The following is a 21,719-nucleotide window of genomic DNA, read 5'->3' as shown; positions in this document are numbered from 1 at the left end:
CTTTATTTATTTAAGCTATCCAATACTGTTTTGAATTGTTTTGCAATCTTCGAAGCTAACAATGGAGGTACAGCATTTCCAATTTGTTTAAACTGATTTCTTGTAGACCCTGTAAAGAAATACCAATCAGGGAATGATTGTATTCTAGCAGCTTCTCTTGGGGTTATACTCCTAGGTTTTTCCCCTGGGTGAACATAAGAATTTCCATCTGTTTCGAGATGTGCAATTATTGTTTTAGATACCCCTTTTGAATTTAATTTAAAATATTTATCACCAAAACTTCTAACAGCTTTATTTCCATCTTTATCAACAGAGACACCATATGTAACTTTTGAAAGAGCTTTCTTATTTACTGGATCATTAAGATATTTCCCTTCTACTAGATGTTTGTAAATGAAAAGGTCTCTTTCGTTATTATACCTAGATTTATGGTTAAATAAATGTTCAGGAGTAATCAATTCTCCATTATAAGAATTAATCTCATTTCTATAATTTGATGATCTATCTAGCTCAATTAATTCTAAAAATTTACCTTTTGATATATTTTCTCCAAAATAATGACGTTTACCAAAAGCAATTTCTTTTTTAGAATCATAATTATTGGGCTTTGGGTTTGCTTCAATTTGAGGTAAATCAAAAATTGATTCTTCTAAAGTCAATTCTTTTTCTACTTTCTCGTTGAGTAGTAAATCAAAGATATGCTTAGCTGTAATATCTTTTGAAACTAGATCATTTCTTACACCAATAAAGAATATTCTCTCTCTATTTTGAGGGATACCATAATCTTTTGCATTCAGTATCTCAGAATGTACATTATATCCTAAATTACCTGTTTTTCTTAATGTTTCTTCGATTAAATCTCTATAACCTGAAGCCGAAGCTAAACCTTTAACATTCTCAATTAGAACTAATTTTGGAGATAATTTTTCAGCAAATTTCAAGTAATATTTAAAAAGTTGATTTCTTGGATCATCTATAAAACCATTTGCTCTCTCTTCAAGAGTCGCTTTCTTAGACCGACCAATCATTGAAAAACCCTGACAAGGAGGTCCACCAACCAATACATCAACTGAAGTTATTTCACTTAAAATTTCATTAATATCATCATCATCTTTAACTGAAGGTGCTTTCTTTCTAAGATTCTCTTCAGCCATTGTCTTTATAACTTTATGACCTTGACTTTCTTGCTCTACAAGCCCAACACCTAAGTGTTCATATAATTCGATTATATCACCATGAATAATACGATCCAAATTCATATCTGGATGTAAATACTTGGCTGTATTGTATTTTAATGTATCAAGTGCAGGTTTAGCAATATCATTTGCTATTTCAAGGTTAAAACCCTGATTTCCAAAACCAATTGATAATCCTCCTGCTCCTGAAAATAAATCTATATATGTATACTTCTTTGCCATTTAAATATGATTTGTCAATCTACAAAATTACAAAAGTCTCTATTCATTCCTACCACTAAATAGAAATATTGACAAACATAAAAAAGCAGAACATAATGTTGATATGTTCTGCTAAATTTTATTCTGAAATAACTAAATGGTTTTGGTTTGATTCAAGAATCTGATCATCTGATATTTTCACTTCGAATAAGTTATCATTCAAATAATTAAACTCTAGAACATCTCCAACTTCATAATTAATTAAGTTATGAATATGATTAATAAATAATCGAAACTCATTCCTAGTGTTACGTTTCGATAATCTAATATCATATTTTCGACCATTAAAGATTATATTTAATTCTTTCTCATTAGAGGTAGTAATATCTAATCCAAAAAAATTAATTGCTGCATCATTACTTGTAGAAGGCGTTCTTTTTAAGTCCTGGTTTACAATTTTCTTGAAATATCTTTTTTTTTTAGATCTTCAGAATTTTGTTTATTTATAGATTTACCAAAATAATTTGATGCTTGTAATATTTGTTTTAATGATGGTGCAACCCCTCTTGCGAGTGCTTTACCTATATCATTTAGAGTTTCTGCATACGGTATACTCTTTTGCCTAGCTACTTGTGAAAAACCTTCGAATCTACTAATGACATTATTATTCTCCTCAATTTGAATATTATATTCTGTAATTATCCTACTAATAGTATGTTTAAGAATATCATTACTTTCAAAAGAATATAAACTCAATAATTCAGGTTTATTTTCTTTAATCGTATTTATAAATTGATTAAAGCAATCAATACCTTCGACTCCAATATCATCTGGTGTTCCCTCATTGCTAAATAATTTGATCAAATTGTTTGACAAATGCCTTTTTGTAGTTTCATCAATAAAGCTTTCTGAATCATTAATTAGATTTTTATAAAAACTTCTTCCTTTTTCAAAAATATCTATAGTATTAAGGATTACATCAAAATCTACTTCTTTTGAGGTTTTCTTCTTCTTGACAACAGATTGACCATATTCATTTAAAATTACTTTAGAATTTTCTGATATTAAGAATGATTTAAACTCCTTTGATTTTTTAATATCAACCCATAATTGTTCTTTTTTAGCATACTGACCAAAATCGTCAGATAATGAATATTTTTTAATCCAATTATCGACTTCTTTCATTAGATATAATGCATATTCTTCTAGGTTAGAAGATATTTTCTCCTCTTTCCATACTTTTTCTAAAGAAAAATGTTTTTTATTCTTTTTAAATAACTCTACTATAAAAGACATTGAATACGGTACAGTTGCGGAACGTAGTTGTCCAATTGCATTTTTACCTGCACCATATATTTTTTCAAAAGATTTAAAGATTATTATTTTAGCTATTACATTCTCATAAAAATCTCTATCTATTGTTTTAGGTTTTTTAGTTTCATTATCTCCTGAAAGCTCTTCAATAAAATATCTAAATACCTTTTCACCACCTAATTTAACTAGATATGGGGTATTGCCCCATGATGTATAATATTTACCGAGCTGTTCTTTTGAAAACCTCCTCTCTCTTGGAAATTCTTTTTCAATCTTAGCTTTCCCATTACTACCTGCCAATCTTGCTTTAGTAAGGAACTCACCTCTAGACTTTTCAAAAAACCATTTTTTTGAAGTAGGTGTAACTACACTATTGCTCAATGATTTTAATTTATCTAATTCTGTATTTCTAGATTTCAAATCGACTCTTGAAACTTTACTTTGAGAATTAGAATACATACTAATATCTGATATCAGAGTATTTAAATCATCTTCACTCATATTTTTTGCAATATTTATTTTAGCCATGAGACTAATTTTATCAATATTGGCACCTTCTTTACTTGAAAAATAGATACTAGCAGTTGTTTGACCTCCATTTACGATTTGAAAGTCTGTAAGCGATTTTAAATATATTTTACCATTCTCTTCATAAAGATCTTTATCAGTAGCAGTAATAGTTAGTCCATTATTAAAGGCTATAAACTTTTCAGGAGATTTTGTAATTGTCTCTTTCATCCCTTTATTTACACCTTTAAATTGTAGAAAGGATCGTACATTTTTCTCTAATAACCTTGTACTTTCTCTTCTATATAAATTTGCAAGTCCTGTTGCAGGTAAAACACATAAATAAGATTCAAAATTTTCCTCATCTGCAGCCCTTAACGCTTCCATTTTCCCACCAAAAAGGGTCTCAAAGTTAACAACCAATGGATAACTATTCCCTTTTGATTGAAAAACATTGTAAAGAAAATTCAGATCAATAAGTTTTTTTAAAACTAGTATCTCTTTTTCTTTAGTTTCTCTCCCATTATTTAATGATAATTTTGTTTTTATCTTATCGTCTTTAAACTCAATATTTTTTGTTGTTTTGTCTATACCCCTAGATTCAATTGTAGAAGTTAATGAAATAACAAAAATCTCGATTACATCAATTTTATTTAAGAAGTCACTTGTTTCTAAATCTCTAAGTAAAATCCCTGTTGAATCTGAATCTTGAACTTCCTCAATATTGCGATTAATACCTTTTTTAATAAAATTCAATCCTTTATTAAAGTATTTATCATAATATGATTTTGTTGAAATTTCTAGATCATTTTTTTTTGTTTTTTTACTTATACTATCAGTATTTATTACAAATATCTGTAATCTTTCCTCAGTATCATTTAACATGAAGCCATTGATTTGAAGTTTCCCATCATCAAAAAAACATGTTTCAACATCATCTGAGTCTAATAATTTCGTATCTAAAAGATCTGGAATAATCTTATTCAAGATCAGTTCTTGACTAATTACTCCTTCTTCATTTCTTGAACCATCAAGAATATCTTCTCTATTAATTAATAATTCGTTTATATCCATTTTTAATAAAATTCAGGTATTCTATATGCTTTTAAGTTTGATAATAATAATGTATATCTTACTTTTTTTATTTCTTTAGGTACGTTATCAGTCCTTAAACTAGGAAACTCAGGACTTGATGCATTGTAAAATTCTTCTAGTAGAAAATTAAATCTTAAATATTCATATTTTTGGAGTTCATTAATTTCTACTCCAGCTTTTCTTAAAGATTTATATAATTCCGAAATATCTCCATTTTTAGAAATAACAATCTCTCTTAAATCATTAATCATCATTGATAAATCTTTACCATCAGCACTTTTATTCAAGTTTACAACGGCAAGTATTAAATTTTGGCCTTCAGGAGACAATTGCTGAATACTCGAAATTTTTACAGATTCCTCAGAAGATAATTTTGATTTTACTTCTATTAGATTCGTATCATATTGAAAATCTTGTGGGTCTCCATAAGGCCCTCTCCAAGATTTGATCGCATCATTGATTTCTAGTTTATTTCTAGATATTATATTTTTTAATATGAATAGTTCTCCTAATAATCCTTTTATATCATTTTCTGATAAATTACCATTTGTTTTAGTAAAAAAAGAACGCCATTTAAAAATGCAGAATGTAAAATTATCTACAACTTTTTGATCATCTTTTTCATCTTTGATTGTATTAAATAATGATATTATAAGATCAAGAAAAATGTCCTTAAAAAAAACATCCAATAATTCTACAACAATAATTTTCACATTATTATCGAAGATAAAACTTATATTTTTTTCTTCATGACGCTCATGTCTCAAATTAGTTTGTTTATTGTTTATTTTTAGATGAGCACATAAATTAAAATTCTCACTAAATCCAATTGAAAACTCTGGTATACATTGATGGTGAATCTTTATTCTTTCAGATTGACCATTTAATTTATCCCATTTCTTTAATAAATCTTTTTTATTCATAAGTATTCTTATAATTCATCTTCTTGTTCTCTTAGATCCTTAATCACCTCTATTAATGTTTCAAAATCCCAAGTTGTATAATTTTCATCATAGTCTGGATTTGAAACTTCATTTCTATAAACATTTTGTAGCTCTTCTAAATTCATTTCTTCAATATCTTTATCAATATTATCATAATAATGTCTAGAAACATATTCTTTTTCAGGTATTCCATTTAACCTAGGGAAACCAAGAGCATAACCTATCAATGGGGTATTTATATTCTCTAAACCCATTTTAATTTTATAATCTGTTAGTTCATCATCAGTTATAGGGTCATTTTTTTGATGTTGAAATACTCCTTCTAAATTGATTAAATAAATAACTAATATTCCCTCAGATTCATCATATTCCTTTCTATATTCAGAATCAGGGATAGCAATTTTTTTTATTTTATTTTCAATTTCATCTTTAGTTAATATAGACCCATCTTTATTTCTTATATACCCTGCTTCTAAAAGACCTCTTCTATTTTCCTTGAATTTAGTTTCAACTTTTTTGATCTGATCTTCTGAAAGTGGAAATGCAAAATCCTTTGGTGATATTATTGTAGCATTTCTTGCTTTAAATATATTTTCATTAATCAATGATTTTCTATTTGCTGTACCAGGTGAAGGTCCTCTACGAATAACAGGATTAAAACTTTGATTTAATAGTTTTTGTGAATTGTGTTTTGCATCACCTAGCTTCCTTATAAAAATTTTCCATTTAGTTAGTTTATTCTTACTCTTACAACTTTCTAGGTACTCATCTAAACCTAAGATATTAAGATTAATCATAGTACTAGGTAGATTTAAAAACCCTTTTAACCCTTCTTGGTCTGTTTCAAGTACAGAATACTTATCATCGTGTTTCCAATTCTTAAATTTATTTATATGTTCTTCAAATGCATTAAATGACGTTTCAATTAATGATTTATTTATATGAAATTTTGTTGATTGTTCAACATAATCACTAAAGCTTAAACTTTTTACATATAAATCTTTTAGGAAATTCGGTCTAGTTAACTTAATTACTCCTGGATTATTCATTATCCAGATAGTAAAATCACTAGGTTTTTTATTAGGTGTATTTGCAAGTTCTTTAAACTTATTTTCAAGATCTTCCATAATAAGTGAAGCTTCATTGAACCTTTCAATGCTTTCCTCTGTTGTAAATAATCTACAACAATCTAAATACCCCGGTCTGTAACCAAACCATCTCCCCATTTGCATCAGAGTATCAGCGTTATATGTCTCTCTCAGGAAATAATTTATTGTTAAACCTTCTAAAGTAAATCCTCTTGAAAGTCTATTTCCTCCAACAGCAATATATTTCTTTTCTTTAAATTCTTTACTTCCCAAGTCAGGGTAGAATAGTTTCTTATCCTTGTTCTCTTTTTTACTATTTATAGCAAGAACTTCAATACCTTTGATTGACAACGGGAGTAAACCTTTAATTTCTTCATTAAAATCATGGTCTTTTAAGAAAGAATCAGTATATCCTTCAGGTAAATTATCAATTATATCTGATGTTTTATTCAAATAATAAATATTCCATATTCTTTCGAAGTCTTTATAAACATCAGAATCAATAGCATCATTATTTAATTTTTGAGTTAACTCATCTACTAATAATTGAACCTGTTTAGCAGTTCTATCTTGCCAATCACTAAATCTAGAAATATGAATCAACATTGTGTTATGAGGATGATAAAACTCTGTATTCTTCAATTCATTTTTTCTTGCATTTCTAATTGCAACTGACAGTATAAAACATTTGACAGCATCTATTAAAGAGTTCGGAAGCCCATCAGATTCATTAGGGTAATTATCTTCTTTTTTGGGAGTTCTTATCTTAGATTCTAAAGGATGAAAATCTTTAATGTATGGCTCTCCTGTTATTTTCAAAAACCTTGTTGGAAGCTTTTCTTCGAAATCTTTTGGATTTATTTCCTCTATTAAATGCGGTATTTTTTTTACCTCTTCTGACCTTGTTTCAAAAAAACTTTTTATACCTACATAATTAGATGGAGGAGTTAGAAGTTCAATAAAGTCATCAGGAAATAAATTCCCCTCCATCTCAAAACTATTACCATCTTTTGTGAAATATTTTGAAGTTGGTGGATCATTTCTATCTTGTAAAATATTAGCAAAAGGTGTTGCCGTATATCCTACATATGATTTTTGAGTAAAAAGATGTAGAATGGCTCTAATTTGCTTATTGATTTTTGATGCTTCCTCTTTACCTTTATGACCATGATTATTCAAAGAGGCATTATCTGCTTCATCGTCCACGATTAATAAAGGAGTATTAATTAGATCATCTTCACCTGAATATTCACCAAACCATTGCAATAAACTATCTAAAACAGTTGAATTCTTTTTACAGATCAGAATATTATTCCCTTTAGATTTAAATGACTTTCCTTTAACTATTGTTTTTTTAAAATCACTAACTCTATCTGTTATCGAATCGATGTGATCAGGGAAATATTGAATATCACCAACACCTAAATATTTTCCTTGTGTTATTTCTGGACCAATCACATCTTTTTCTATACGAATTTGAGTTTGGATTCTAAGGTCTTCCATAATTCCACTTAGTACTATTATCAACCTATATCCAAGGTCTATAGAGCTATTTATTAAAGCATTAAAATTACCAGTTTTACCTGATTGAACACTTCCTACTACAGCCCCTTTTACAAAAAAAGATGTTGCAGATTCAGGGTCACCTAAATTCTTTAGAATATCTAAACTAGATTTTTTTGTCTCTTGAATTACTTTTTCTGTTCTTCCTCCTTTTCTTAGATGGTTGAAATAACGATTTCTATAAGATGAGTTATCATCTTCATCAAACCACTTTAATTTTTCTTCTCGTTCTAAATTTAACCAAGATTGATTTTCTTTAACTAAAGTGTAACTAGGATCATTAATTATTGAATAAGTACAGAGATACTCGTTTAATACAGATGAGTATAGTTTATCAAAATCATTTGATGTAAGTTCTATATCAGTATTCCTTCTATTCAAAAAATTAAAATTAGATACAGACTCTTTATAAATTTCATCTTTTAATTCATTTTTTAAACTTTCTAATTGATTTTCTGTTATTCTCCCTTTATCGTCATTTATTTCACTAATGAAATCATAAAACGTATCTGTAATAATTTCTTTTGGGGATATTCTTTTTCTTGACATTTTTATATAATTATTAATGATTTATCTACTCCTAATGTTCTTGATATAGTTCTTATTGCTCTTTCATGAGAAAGACCTGAATTTATTAATTCATGATAGTAAGATTTAAATTCTAATTCCTCATCTTCGATTATCTTTGCTGAATCTTTTTTATCATCTAAATTTCTCATCTGATTCATAGTAGAATTCATAGCAAGTAATACTTTTTTAAAAAGCTTTTCTTGATCGTCATTTAAAGATGATAATAAATCATTAACTAATGGTGTTTTAAGGTTAACCTTATAAATAGCTCCTTTAGATGAAGGTTGTCTTTCAATGAACTCTAGTTCTTTCTCTTTTGGATCTCTTCTTTTTCTTGAACCATAATTATAATATTCAACATGAGCTTCTTTTGTTAGGTCTTCAAGGTAAGTTTCAACTGCTCTCCTTAAATCAAAAGGTATTGTTATTTGTGATTTAGCAACATTCAAATGTAAAAGATCATCATTTACATTTTCTACATCTATCATCATTCTAGCTAATTGTAACCTTGAGGACTTTTTTATTAAACCGTTCCACCCTCCAAAATAAATAATTCGATTACCTCTATAAATATATATGCCTTCTAAATCTAATAATCCTTTTTTCCCACTTTGTGGTAGAAAACGTGTTCTAATATTTTCGTCACGAATAGCTTGATTTGGTAGTACGAAACCTTCTAAACCTAAAACATCTTCTCCAAATTCTCGTTCTCTTCTACCTAAAGATCTAATTCCATTCTTTTCATTACTGTTAAAAGGATCAAATGCTTCAACTCTAATATTATTGATTCTAATTTTTAAACCATTTTCAATAAATTTATGAAATACAATACCTAAATATTCACTTGTAGAAAAGGTAAGCTGATTTTTTAAAGCTTCAGCTCTTTTACTTGGATCAATGATATTTTGAAATTTTCTTAAACCATCCCAGATTATAATAGTATTACACTGATAGTCATTAAATTGATTTAAAGTTAAACCCAATACTCTATTATAATCTTTTAATAGTGTTTCAACTTCATTACTAGAGTTAATGATCATCCTCCATTCTTGTGTCTGTTTTAAATAATCTACATCCCAAGTTCTCCCATAAAATTTATCAGTACCTTTTTTTCTAGATAATACAGTAAACTTTCTTGTTTGAGAAAAAGATGCAGTTTTTAAGCCTAAACCAAAACGTCCAAGGTCTTCAATATTCCTATTCGCTTCCATTAAACTACTAGGAAAATGCATATTTTTCTCAAGCTCAGACTCAGTCATACCATAACCATTATCAGTTAAGTATAACCTCATATTTTCATCTGAGCTACTTGTATCTGTGATAATTTCAATTTTATTTGCCTCAGCTGAAATTGAATTATCTAATAAATCTGCTAAAGCAGTATCTAAAGTATACCCTTGTTCAGCTATTGATTTAATTAAGTATTCCGGATTAGGATTAGCTTGACAGTAATTTTTTTCTTTCATTATTGGATAAAGTAAATGGCATTCAAAATTTCTTCAAAAGGTCATAAATTAAAATAATATTACAAAAAACATTAAACAATATTAAATAAATCTATTTCTATCCCTGTAATTAAAAATTATTTCATAATTTCTTTAAATTTTAAATAAGTTAAGCCTATCTTTACAACCGAAAGCTAATCAGCTGTTTAACGTAATTAATTTTTCAACTTGTTCATTAAATAATAAAGCTAACTATGTATTTCCTTCTACTTTCTAAGGGGAATTTTATGTCTATGGATCTATTCATTTTACGATTCTTCTAACTATAGAAGTGCTATTTCTGGTCCAATACCCTACTGTTTATTCGATTTATACCTTCAATCCACTTATTTATATGGATGTAATCTTGATTTGCCCTAATGTAACGTCAGTTTATGGTTAGGTAACCATAAAATAGACCGATGTAATGGTAAAATGACCCTTTGCAACATAAAAATGGATACTTGCAACGTTAATTCATGGGTTTGTAATACGAATTTGCCCTGATGTAACGGTGAAACAGGGGCATGTAACGTAAAAATGCCTATATGCAACGCTAAAATGAGAGCGGGTAAAACTTAAACAGGGGAGTGTAACCGTAAAATGTCTCAGAACATAGACAAAACTGCTAACGTTATTCTTATGAACTCAAAACTCAACTATTATGAACTTTAAATCATTAAAAGAAAGCGAGCTATTAAGTTTTACTGAACGTATGTTTAGTAATATCCCAGAGGTCGAAGGGCTTCAGCAACGGTTAACTACTGTGGGGTACGATGAGAAGAAAATCAAACAAGGGCTGGCATTACAAAAAAAGGCCAAAGAAGATGTAGACAATAACTACCTTCAACTGGTGGAATCACAAAAGACCAGAATAAAGAGAGATGAGGCTTATATGGTCTTTAAAGACAAAGTCAGTAAGATCAGAAAAGGCTTAAAAGTATTGTTTAAAAAGGATGCTATTCTGATTGCTGATCTAGGGCTCAATCAACGTTTTCCGAGACCAAAGACGGATCAAATCGATAGCGTAAAGAAACTGATCCAAAAGCTACAAGCCAATAAGGCGATTCATGCTAAATTATTGGCACTAAGACTGGATGAAGAAAATCTAAAGCTTTTCTCTAAAGAGATTAAAGAACTTGAGAAACTGTTATCACAGAATACTCTAGATAAAGGGTTGGATCAGACACTTACTGAAAAGAAAAACAAGAGCATCTCCGAACTGATCGAATGGTGCGATGAGTTTATGGTCGCGGCTCGCTTTGCTACCGATGATGATGAACAGATCATTGAAAGTTTAGGCGTTATCGTATAAAATAAAGTGGCGGAAGGTGTAACTCCACCTTCCGCTTTTTTTTGAAGTTTGCTTGAAGTACAATAAGCGTCATTGCCTTATGGACTGATCCAATTTCTCAAGCTCTCTGTTTAGGGTATAGGGAGTAATGCGTTGTAAGGTCAATTGAATATTCTCTGTAGAGGTGTTGATCTTTCTACTTCCAAACAAAATGTTTTCCCCATTTCTTGAAAAATAAGATACCAAATAGGCTTCCTCGTTTTTGGGTATTTGATAGAAATAAGCTTTCCCATCGATATGATAATGACTCGAAGTAATCGCGTTTAATTTGGGGAAATATAGCACTGCTTTTGGTGCTTGGTCATCACTTTTAATATCTACATATAATTCTGTGACTTGGTTTTCAGAAAATCCATTCAGTCTATCACAGTTCAACCAACCAAGACTAAATGCATTAAAGTAATTGTCCACTGCAGGCACATCCATAGACATTTCCGTAAGAGAGGTATAATTGATATTCTCTCTTGGCTTATAAATTCTGGTATAGACATACTTTTTCCCATCAATCAAGGTATCAATTTCATGTGATAAGCTGATGGTATCCTTTACTGGCTCATAGGTTTCGTAATAGGCATACGACCTCCAAGAGAAGTACATATTGTTAGCTAAATATTGGGAGGAAAAATCTTGTTCGTTTTCCCACAACATCTCATCTCTTACTTTTTTCGGATAATACAGAGACATTCCATCTCCATGTTTCTTCCCTTTAAACTTCACAGAGATATATTTATAGGGAGCCAAGTCTACCTTTTCTCCTTCTTTATAGGCTTCTACATGTATCATTCCTTTAGAGGATAGTAAACCACCATCGTTTGTTTCAGAAGTCAGCTTATTTTTTATAAAACTTGAGGCTGTATATGCTTCTCTTAAAACAATCTTTACTTCTTTATTTTCAGTTAGTGCAAAGCTGTAAGCAGGAATATTCAGTACTGTCCCCTGCTGACCTACTATGGTCGTGTCTTTGGTCAGGTCAATAAGAAATTCTTCTTTAGGGAAGTCTTGTTTTGTAAAGGTACGGTCATAATGGCTGCGTTTAAACTTTAAGTCGACCCTTCTCATATAGGCTTCTTTATCTTTGATATGATCAGGTACTTTTTCTATATCGTCCTCACCAATGGTTACAAAATTATACATAAAGGGAGCGTCTGCTTCTAATAAATAATGATAGACCGACATCGAACGCTGCAACGCCAATTTCTTATTGTGCTCGAAGGAAGCATCCTGATCAGTAAATCCATATAAAGTAAGTTCGCGGCAAGCACCACTTTCTTTGCTTTTTGATATAATATTATCGAGGACCGTTCTCGCTTTATAATTTAATTGATGCTGATTTTTATGGAAAAATACTTGAGCAAATTGTGCTTGTAAACTCATTGGAAGTAACCAACACAAGGTAAAGGAAAGTACTATTTTGAAAAGAGATGACATAATAAAAAGTTTTGGTTCATTCTATATCCCCTATGTTTCAATTGATATACCAAAGAATCATCTCTTGTTTTCTGAGGTCACAGGGGTATAAAAAACCAATTACTTGTCATATTTTGACAAACGATACTAAATATTGAATGTTTTTACCAAGAGTTACTTAAAGAGTAAATATCTATTTCGAAGTGAGACATCATAGTTGAGTCATTTCTTTGTAATCAATGATCATAATCCCAAACTATAACCACGTTATTTTAGGGCAGTATTTCGATACCAAAAAAAGTTTTTTGAAAAAAAATGAATAAGGGTGTAATATTATCCTAACGCAAGCCACTAATAAAAATAAAAAAGAAACGTGAGCAGTGATTTCTATACTACATTTATACAGCCTCATAGTGGTATCATTATTAAGATATGCCGGGCATATACCAACTCCCAAGAGGATTTTGAAGATTACTTCCAAGAAGTTTGTCTACAGCTATGGAGAAGCAAAGACAATTTTAAGGAAGATGCTGATTGGTCGACTTGGGTCTATAGACTGTCATTAAATGTTTGCCTAACATTACTCAAAAAGAAAAAGAACAACGCTCAGAACTTTGCCAGTGATTACCTTCCTCTAGAGCTCTACGAGGAAAGTAAAGCTTTTCCTGACGAGGACCTTGCAATGCTTTATGATGCGATCCGTCAACTCTCCGAAATCGACAGGGCCATTATTCTTCTCTATCTAGAGGAAAAGAGTAATAAGGAAATTGCTGATACGTTTCAGGTAACCCCCAATAATATTGGGGTGAGAATTAAACGAATTAAAGAACGATTAAAAAAGATATTAAATGGAAAAGTCAATTGAATCTATCTGGAAAAAAGGGTTTATAGACCAAGATGCGTTAGTGGCTCCAAAGATAAATGCACTCTATGAAAAGAAGTCGATTAATTTTGTCGATAAGTTTATTCGAGACTTTAAGATCAACTTATGGGGTATACTGATTTTTACTGTGCCCATCCTAATCGTTAGTGGGCTTCTCAAAGCATTCACTTTTGGGGTACTTATCTCGCTACACCTCTGGTTTGTTGTTTACTATGGGAAGAAAAAATTAGATGAACTCACTTCTTTGGATAAAACGGACAATAGCTATACGTATATCCATCAGTTTAATGATTGGTTACAAGAACTTATTCAAGGATATACCAAAATATACCGTTATGTCTACCCTGCCTTATTGATTCTGTTCACAATGGGGGTATGGCAATCGGAATTACAACAAACCATCCAAGATAACTTTGCCCCGGAAGAGTTATTCTATGGTATGCCAATCCATTGGTTAATTATACTTGGAATTGGTGCGGTTTTACTCTGCCTCTTCACTAAAAAACTTTATTATATGGACATGAATATTGTTTATGGTGCTCAGTTTAGAAAACTGAAGGATATGATAAAGGATATGGAAGAGTTAAAAGCAGATCTATAACATAAAAAAATCCGAAGCAGTGATGACTACTTCGGATTTTTTATTTCCATATCGGGTGAGCTACAGGCCACGAATAAACTTATAAAGTATACTATTCACTTCCTCAGCTGTAGTATTGAAATCGTTGAGCGATAGCTCCAAGTATTGGCCATCAATCTTTTCAATTACTAAAAAAGTAGTACTCCCTTTCATGTACCCCTCCTTCTCTATCGCTTCGATAATAGAGATTTCATTCCAGTGGATGATCTCACCATTACTTAGCTTTATGCCTTCCTCATTGAAAAGCAATTGAGGGTTAATATTTTTCCATTGTATATAGGATTTCACAGTAATGTATGCTCCAAAAAGGATTACGATTACCGGAAAAATGTATTCGATAAGGTCTATTGAATTAAAAGGTGTCAATAGTATGCCTATAATTACGAAAAGCCCGCCACAATAAAATTGTGTTAATTTCTGAGGAGAATCATAATAGATTTTCACCTCTTCTTTGTAGCTGCTTTCTGATAGTTGAGTGTTCATGAATCGTAAGTTGAAAATAGCTTAATTCATTAATAATCTGCAAGATACCACTAAAACACAGTGCAGTGCAATTAAATTAAGACAATGAAAGTGAATGATTATCAATAAACAAAACCTTTTGTAAGGTGTTATCAATGAATATTTTAGACAAAATTTATCATAGACGAGGAACTATGATCCGTTAATAAAGTGTGATTTGTATACTAATGAAAATATATGGCTGCCTTTTTATTTTTGAGATCTAGCCTTTATCTTTCAGAAGAATTTATTACACAAGAAGTACAATCTTAATCTTAAAACTAAGTATGACACAACAGGAAATTATCGAAAGCTTAAAAGCTGGTAACGAAAAGTTCGTCCAAGACAAAGCAGATGGAAACCTTAGAGATAGTGTTCGTAGAGCAGATTTAGTAGATGGTCAAGAGCCAAATACAATCGTTCTTAGCTGTGCTGACTCTAGAGTTGTTCCTGAAATCGCTTTCGACAAAGGTTTAGGTGAACTATTCGTAGTTCGTGTTGCAGGTAACATTGCAAATACAGACAGTATTGCATCTATTGAGTATGCTGTTGCTCACTTAGGATCTTCTGTAATTGTTGTTTTAGGACACCAAAGCTGTGGTGCTGTAGGCGCTGCTTTAGGCGGAGGTGACAACGGACACAACTTAAACCACTTATTATGTCAAATTACTCCTGCAGTTGTTGCTTCAGGTGAAGGTGCTGACGTAAACACTGTAGTGAAGAAAAATGCTGAGTTAAATGCTGATGAGTTAGTGAAGAGATCTTCTATTATCACTGAAGCAGTAGAAAGCGGTAAGGTGAAAATCGTTCCTGCTTACTATAACTTAGATTCAGGAAAAGTAGACTTCTTATAAGATTCGAAAGGAACTGCGAATTTTATTACACTACACATTACAAGATCTTGGTATCTAAAAATAGGCTATCTCCATCTATGGAAATAGCCTATTTTTTTATTACTTCGTTAGGTATAGCTGTGGTAAATGGAACTCTCCATTCACTACTTTTTCTGTTGGTTCATAAAACCTCGCTTGCAACATAAAGTCAGCATTAGGCGCAGGCAACCAATTTTTCAACTGCTTTGGATCCTTGGGCTGCTCATAGGAGATATAAATCGTTAGCGACCCATCCGTATTGTATTCTAGATCTTCTGTCATCGAACCAATTTTATATCTATTGATGGCATTGTCTACCATAAAACGATCTTCAGCATCATACATCGTGATCGACCAGAAACCGCCCATCGCTTGATTGACCTGCATGTCTTTTGGCAAAGTGATTTCATAGACATTCTTACCATGAAGCACTTCTCCATTCTGATCAAAATATCGTTTAGGATACATGGCTCTTTCTGGCGAGTTCAGACCAATAGAGTTCATATTAATGGCAGCTCTTTGTAAGTAGTCTGCCCCATATTTCCCTGCTGTATATTCATAATTCCAACCATTGACTGGTGTATTTGTATTTTGAGCAGTATGTAATATCATCTCAAAACCATCGGCAAAACCCTGTACTAGTGCCTCCTTCTGCACCTCCGAAAGTGCATCAATTTGGCCGTTACCAATGCCTATATATTTAAACTGATCTGTAATGCTTTTGTCTTCTTCCAGATAGTTTTCTAAAAGTACTTTTTCAAATCGTTTGAACCATGCCAAACCTTTAGGGAATTTCACTTTAGGTGCTCCCTTTCTAACCAAAGGCACTGGCTGAACACCACCATGAGGATACTCACTTAAGGGCATTAATCTAAACTCCTTTTGTAATTGTTGGGCAATTTTATGGTCTTCAGCTGAAGCACTTACTCCAAGTCGCCCTGCCAACCAAATATATCTTGTGTTAGAATAAAATACAGGTAGATCATTAGGATTGTCAAAAGTCTTTCCTCTCTTGGCAAGGATAAAGTAACCGCCCTCTTCACCAATAGTAGCATTACAAAGGTCTACTACAGATTCGGTATACATATCCAATATTTGTTCGATAAAATACCTGTTCTTTACCGGGGGAATAAATAACACCATCGGCTGATCTTCAAGGTCTGCCCAACCTTGGATATAATAAGTATCATTGTTGGGTGTAGTGTAAGAACGGTCTCTATAATCCCAAAGTCTTGTGATGGGACCCAATTGATTGATAGGAGCCTGACCGTTATTCATAGGAGCATCAACGTCTGTTTGTAGCTCCAAAGCGACATCCATCATTACGGGTGCCCAACCATAAATAGTAGCCTGTACCGCTAAATTATAAGCTTGTTTGTAGGCTACCGTTTCTTTGTGATTTTCTTGAGCAAAAGTGGAAGTGATCACTATCAGACTGACCATTATTACACTCAGCATTTTACTAAAATAGGTGGTTAAGTTGTTTCTCATTACAATTGATTTTAGACCGATTTTTCTGTTGAGAAGCATCGGTTGATTTAAATTCTTTATGTAATTAAAAACGCGGGTAAAGCAGTTGCAATTTGTGATTAAAGGCCTAACTGTATACCAAAAAGCTAAAAGTTATTTTTTCTGATATTTAGTTGATGCTTCCTTAGGTGAAATCTGATAACTCTTTTTAAATGCTGCCGAAAACTTAGAGACACTGTTGTACCCTACCATTCTCGATACCTCTGTGATACTCCTATTTTCGTTCTGTAACAACTGTTTTGCCATCTCTAATCGTAAATCGGTATGGAACTTTTTGATACTTGATCCAAAGACACTAGAGAAATCTCTCTTCAGTTTTGATAAAGAATATCCATACCCTTCGGCCAGGTTGGCTAAAGAAGGTAAAGGTTTATAAGGATTAATCAATGTATCTTTCATTTCCATCAGTTGTTTTAAATCATCAGGGTGTAGATTATGTGTCGCCTTATAGTGTTTATCGATGGAGCGTTGATAAAAGATGCCTAAGCATTCAATTAATCTAGAAAGAATAATGCTATTGACAACAGGTGTTCTTTCATCCAAATTAAGATCAAAAATATCCTTTAGCAGTAGATGCATTTCTAGAGGCACAATATCGTATCGAACCAACTGTTGTCCTTCAGGGAAAATCACATCCAAATAGCGTTCAAATTCATAAAACAAGCCATTAATTTGTGTACGCTCTATGCGAAGCGATACCCATTGGTTCAATCTGTCTTTCTTGTTGAAGGTCTTAAAAGAATAGGAAGTATCATAAATGGCAATACCACTTACAGGAAAGTCTACTTCTTCGTTTAAGTCTGAAGTGTTACGGATAAGGTCTGCATTATATTCAAAACGGAAGTTGATAAAGCGGCTACCGGTAGTATCTCCAATAACATTATAATTCAGATCTTCTTTAGTATTGACTGAATTGACCATAATGTTACTTCCTCTAATCAAGATAAATTGATGCGCTACGATGTCTACCAATTCATTATGAACCTCATACTTTTTTTCCGTCAATTCGCCTCCTAATTTCTCATGTACTTGACTTAAAATCTCAAAGGCACTACCGTCCTTAATATTCAACTCCATAGAATACTTACTCTAATGATATTTCTTTAATTCATTACTAAGATGAAAAACTTTGAGGATAAAGTTGGCATTATTAGAAAATAAATAAGCCCAGGATATCCCCTGGGCCTAAGTCTTATTTGCTATTGATTATAAACTTTGAGAAAGATTTTTGTATTTATATTATCTGTTGTTGTCTCCAACAATTATCTTCTTTGTAAATTGATTCTCTCCATCATCGACCTTTAGGATATACAACCCTGGCGAGACTAATTTCAGTACCTCGCTTATATCCACACTTAAATCTTGCAAGGTTCCAATACCCTCAAACAAAAGTTCTCCAGAAAGATTGATTAACTGTGCATCCACATCACCACTTATTAATTGACTTGTAAAGTGGATAGGCCCAGTCGTTGGATTTGGATATACTAAAATTGATACTTTGTCTGTCAGAGAAGCTGTAAGAGGTGTTTCTAATTCTACTTTACAATCCTCGTCTTCAATAGTGATAACAAAAGAAGTACTATCGCAATAGCCACTGCTATCACAAACAACCAAAGACAGTGTATACTCTCCTAAATCTGAATAAGTATGCGTAGGATTTACTTCAGAGGAAGTAGTACTATCACCAAAATACCAAGTGTAGGAAACTACTGCTTCATCCAAATGGGAAAATGACAAGGTGAGGTCTTCATCACATGTTTCCGCACTTACCGCATGTTCTAAATAATATTGGTCAGCTCCTATGTCTACCCCTGCGTATTCGCTACGGGGATTTCCATCGATATCTGTACCGATTCCTTCATAGAATAAGCCCTTACGGAAAGTTGTTCCATTAGTGAGATGGAAATCTGCCGTTTTGATAAAGGTTTCTCCATCTGTAGAAGAAGCCGGAATATATTTAAGATTATGATCAGCAGTAACCATCGTATTCTGATCACAATTAGGTTGAAAGTTTTGCCAATCTTCCAATGTCACAAATGAAGAATCGATATCTGATTCCCCATTCACTGCTACTCTTCTGAATGAGTAAAGGCTTAGTAACTCTGCTTGATCGTTACTCTTAATAAAAGCATTATGATCAATTAAACATTTAGACGAATTGATATCAAAATCGAAGTATTCTAAACGTATGCCTCTACTAATAGTATCACTTAATACAAATAGATTATTGACGATCGCCAATGAATCCCCTTCAAAGTCTCTTAGACGAAGAAAACCAGAAGTAGAATGATTGGGAACCTCTTGTCTGTAAAAAGTATTATTCGCAATGACCAGTTCATCTCTTGTCACCTGATCATCGATGATATAGCTGGCATTATGAGAAATAAAAGTATTGTTTGTTAAGTGATAGACATTATTGGCTGCACATTCAATTCCTGAATATAAGGTAGTGGATATCTTATTTCTATTGACCATCACTGTATCACCATAAGTTAAAAACATGGCATAATATCCACCTAAAATATCGTTGTCTTCTATTAATGCATTAGAGAAATATTGCAGATAAATGCACTTTGTATTTCCCGATGAATTTATCCCATTGAATGCGTTATTAGTGATTTTCACATCTCCAATAAAACCAGCTCTTGAAGGGAATTCTCTACTACTTCCATGTAGATAAATATGGTTGGTCGATGAGACAATTCTTTCCGATAAAAACTGATTATTATTTATTTCGAAGTCTCCTCCATACTGTCCTCTACCGATTAAATCAAAAATAGAATATTGGAAAGTAGAGTGCTGTACTTTTATATTGGTTGAACTGTCATAGTCTGAAAAAGCAAGGTTAAAGAATGCTGATTCAAAAAAGCAAGAATCGATCTCCACCTCATTGACCCCTTCCATGGCAATATTTGCAGAAACATACATTTCAAGTTGTAAATCATCAACTGTATCCGACTCTATGGTAATATTGTTGATCTGAACGTTATCACAAGAGTCAATTTTTATGACGCTATTTGTAATCACTAGTCTATCTAAAGGCGAATCACCAATGGAATCATTTCTAAAGGTGAGGTCTGAGATATTCAGTCCAGAAATATTTTTAAAATAAAAACCTGTTTTGTAATTGTCCTCCGATTCCAAAGGATAAATAATTGTATTCTCTTTTTCTCCATTAGAAGTAATGGACAATGTAAACCCATTCAACTCTAGGCTATCTAAAATTAGATTACCATAGTGTGTTCCTTCATCAATTAATAAAGTAACATCACCACCAAAAGGAGTTTGATTGAGTGTTTCCGCTGCATCATCTATAGTTTGAAAGTCTCCTGATTCACTAACGGTATAGACTCCTTCTAAAGATTCTTGAGCAAAAACTGAAAAAATGTGATGAATAAACACCAAAGAGAATAGAAGTTTTTTCATGCTATTTAGTTAAAAAGTAGCTATTGCATCCAATCATATAGACTTGGACGGGTGAGGTAGTTTTAAGAATAAAGTAGATGAAAGTATGCGTTTTAATTATTACAAAATTAGGGACTTTAGATATACTCAACAAGGCTCACAATCACTACGCATAGCATTGTAACCTTTTGAAACCAATAATTTTTTCAAAGATCACTTTTTGTAATAGTCTTATCGACAGTCTTTTGGGTAAATCCATAAAAAAAGAGAACAAATACTGAATACTTGCTCTCTTTTATATCTATTATTTGATGATTTTCTTTCCTAATGGAAGTACTTCTTTGTCGGCTAATTCATTGATAATTGCAGCTGCCATCATGTACCAAGCAGATAAGGCACAAACGATAAGATCTAAAGCGGCAATCACTTTGAAAGCAGGTGAAACAAAATGCTCAAGTACTAGGAAAAGGAAACCTAACAGTAATGTTCCAAATGTAAAAGCCATTGCAGTATGGATACGTAAACTACCCACAAACATAATAGCTGTATATAACATCCAAGCTAAAAGAAAGAAGCCTACATCTGTATGGCTCGACTCATATATACCAAAGTGGTTGCACAACCAGATGATACAAAGGCCCATCCAAAATGCTCCGTAAGAAACGAATGCTGAAAAACCGAAACTGTTCCCCATTTTTTGTTCTTGGAAACCAGCAATAAACTGAGCTAATCCACCAAAGATCACACCCATTGATAATACAGGACCAATACCGATAAGCCCTAAATTGTGGAATTGTAACAGTAAAGTAGTTAAGCCAAAACCAGCTAAACCAACAACGGCGGGGTTGCCATTTCTCATATTAATTTAATTTATAATGATGTTTAAAAATTATTTTAATAGAGTAATAGGGCTAGAATTTTGGACTGCAAAAATATTAAAAACAATAGGATCTGCTAGTTAATGAAAGGTAACTTAAAGGGATTCTCTACTACATTAAATATTATTCAGCAAATGCTAGCGATAAGACACAAAAAAGGGTGTCGCTCGTAAGCAACACCCCAATGTTAGAAGTTAGTGCACATTTATATAGCTGGGTTTTATGTCGTGATTCTGTGTATATATCCCCTTTAATTGATAACTGTGAATGCTTTTTATGTTGTTTAT

General features: G+C 31.9%; 15 protein-coding genes. 4 read left to right on the top strand and 11 right to left on the bottom strand.

Annotation, left to right across the window (positions count from 1 at the left end; genetic code table 11):
- Positions 1-2 precede the first annotated feature (2 nt).
- The 5 genes from QL232_RS03715 to QL232_RS03695 form a co-directional block, all read right to left on the bottom strand.
- The gene (locus tag QL232_RS03715; RefSeq protein ID WP_281613143.1) at positions 3-1,418 is read right to left on the bottom strand and encodes a DNA cytosine methyltransferase; all 1,416 of its coding nucleotides are present in this window, start codon (positions 1,416-1,418) and stop codon (positions 3-5) included.
- A gap of 429 nt (positions 1,419-1,847) precedes the next feature.
- Positions 1,848-4,292: an AIPR family protein gene (locus tag QL232_RS03710; RefSeq protein ID WP_281613142.1), complete on the bottom strand. Its 2,445-nt coding sequence runs from the start codon at positions 4,290-4,292 to the stop codon at positions 1,848-1,850.
- A gap of 2 nt (positions 4,293-4,294) precedes the next feature.
- Complete coding sequence (locus QL232_RS03705; RefSeq protein ID WP_281613141.1) at positions 4,295-5,236, bottom strand: PD-(D/E)XK motif protein; 942 nt, start codon at positions 5,234-5,236, stop codon at positions 4,295-4,297.
- 8 nt (positions 5,237-5,244) lie between these two features.
- Positions 5,245-8,457, bottom strand: a complete 3,213-nt coding sequence (locus QL232_RS03700; protein WP_281613140.1) for a Z1 domain-containing protein — start codon at positions 8,455-8,457, stop codon at positions 5,245-5,247.
- A 2-nt stretch (positions 8,458-8,459) separates the two neighbouring features.
- Positions 8,460-9,944 carry an ATP-binding protein gene (locus tag QL232_RS03695; RefSeq protein WP_281613139.1) on the bottom strand — a complete coding sequence of 495 codons (1,485 nt, stop codon included), beginning with the start codon at positions 9,942-9,944 and terminating at the stop codon, positions 8,460-8,462.
- A gap of 682 nt (positions 9,945-10,626) precedes the next feature.
- On the opposite strand from QL232_RS03695, the gene QL232_RS03690 reads away from it, so the two are divergent.
- Complete coding sequence (locus QL232_RS03690; protein ID WP_281613138.1) at positions 10,627-11,277, top strand: hypothetical protein; 651 nt, start codon at positions 10,627-10,629, stop codon at positions 11,275-11,277.
- 69 nt (positions 11,278-11,346) lie between these two features.
- On the opposite strand, the gene QL232_RS03685 is transcribed toward QL232_RS03690, so the two are convergent.
- Complete coding sequence (locus QL232_RS03685; protein ID WP_281613137.1) at positions 11,347-12,744, bottom strand: OmpA family protein; 1,398 nt, start codon at positions 12,742-12,744, stop codon at positions 11,347-11,349.
- Positions 12,745-13,096: 352 nt separating this feature from the next.
- Between QL232_RS03685 and QL232_RS03680 the strand changes: the two genes are divergently transcribed.
- Positions 13,097-13,588, top strand: a complete 492-nt coding sequence (locus tag QL232_RS03680) for a sigma-70 family RNA polymerase sigma factor (protein WP_281613136.1) — start codon at positions 13,097-13,099, stop codon at positions 13,586-13,588.
- On the top strand, positions 13,572-14,207 hold the full coding sequence (locus QL232_RS03675) for a hypothetical protein (protein WP_168882618.1): 636 nt from the start codon (positions 13,572-13,574) through the stop codon (positions 14,205-14,207). Before QL232_RS03680 ends, QL232_RS03675 begins: the two co-directional genes overlap by 17 nt.
- Positions 14,208-14,267: 60 nt before the next feature.
- On the opposite strand, the gene QL232_RS03670 is transcribed toward QL232_RS03675, so the two are convergent.
- The gene (locus QL232_RS03670) at positions 14,268-14,729 is read right to left on the bottom strand and encodes a hypothetical protein (protein ID WP_281613135.1); all 462 of its coding nucleotides are present in this window, start codon (positions 14,727-14,729) and stop codon (positions 14,268-14,270) included.
- A gap of 305 nt (positions 14,730-15,034) precedes the next feature.
- Here QL232_RS03670 and QL232_RS03665 point away from each other — a divergent pair, with 305 nt between their 5' ends.
- Positions 15,035-15,601: a carbonic anhydrase gene (locus QL232_RS03665; RefSeq protein WP_168882616.1), complete on the top strand. Its 567-nt coding sequence runs from the start codon at positions 15,035-15,037 to the stop codon at positions 15,599-15,601.
- A gap of 99 nt (positions 15,602-15,700) precedes the next feature.
- Here the strand turns inward: QL232_RS03665 and QL232_RS03660 are convergent, their stop codons facing one another.
- The 4 genes from QL232_RS03660 to QL232_RS03645 all read right to left on the bottom strand — a co-directional run bounded on the left by QL232_RS03660 (position 15,701) and on the right by QL232_RS03645 (position 21,413).
- The gene (locus tag QL232_RS03660) at positions 15,701-17,077 is read right to left on the bottom strand and encodes a DUF1214 domain-containing protein (protein WP_281613134.1); all 1,377 of its coding nucleotides are present in this window, start codon (positions 17,075-17,077) and stop codon (positions 15,701-15,703) included.
- 165 nt (positions 17,078-17,242) lie between these two features.
- Positions 17,243-18,226 (bottom strand): helix-turn-helix transcriptional regulator, encoded by a 984-nt coding sequence (locus QL232_RS03655; RefSeq protein ID WP_281613133.1) that lies wholly within the window; start codon positions 18,224-18,226, stop codon positions 17,243-17,245.
- 162 nt (positions 18,227-18,388) lie between these two features.
- Complete coding sequence (locus QL232_RS03650; RefSeq protein WP_281613132.1) at positions 18,389-20,575, bottom strand: PKD domain-containing protein; 2,187 nt, start codon at positions 20,573-20,575, stop codon at positions 18,389-18,391.
- Between the two features lie 283 nt (positions 20,576-20,858).
- On the bottom strand, positions 20,859-21,413 hold the full coding sequence (locus QL232_RS03645) for an acetate uptake transporter (protein WP_168882612.1): 555 nt from the start codon (positions 21,411-21,413) through the stop codon (positions 20,859-20,861).
- Positions 21,414-21,719 lie beyond the last annotated feature (306 nt).

Origin of the sequence: Flammeovirga sp. SubArs3, assembly GCF_947387565.1 — a bacterium.
Taxonomy (GTDB): Bacteria; Bacteroidota; Bacteroidia; order Cytophagales; family Flammeovirgaceae; genus Flammeovirga; species Flammeovirga agarivorans.
Note: the sequence above shows the minus strand (reverse complement) of the source record. Positions and strands in the feature narration are given on the sequence as shown.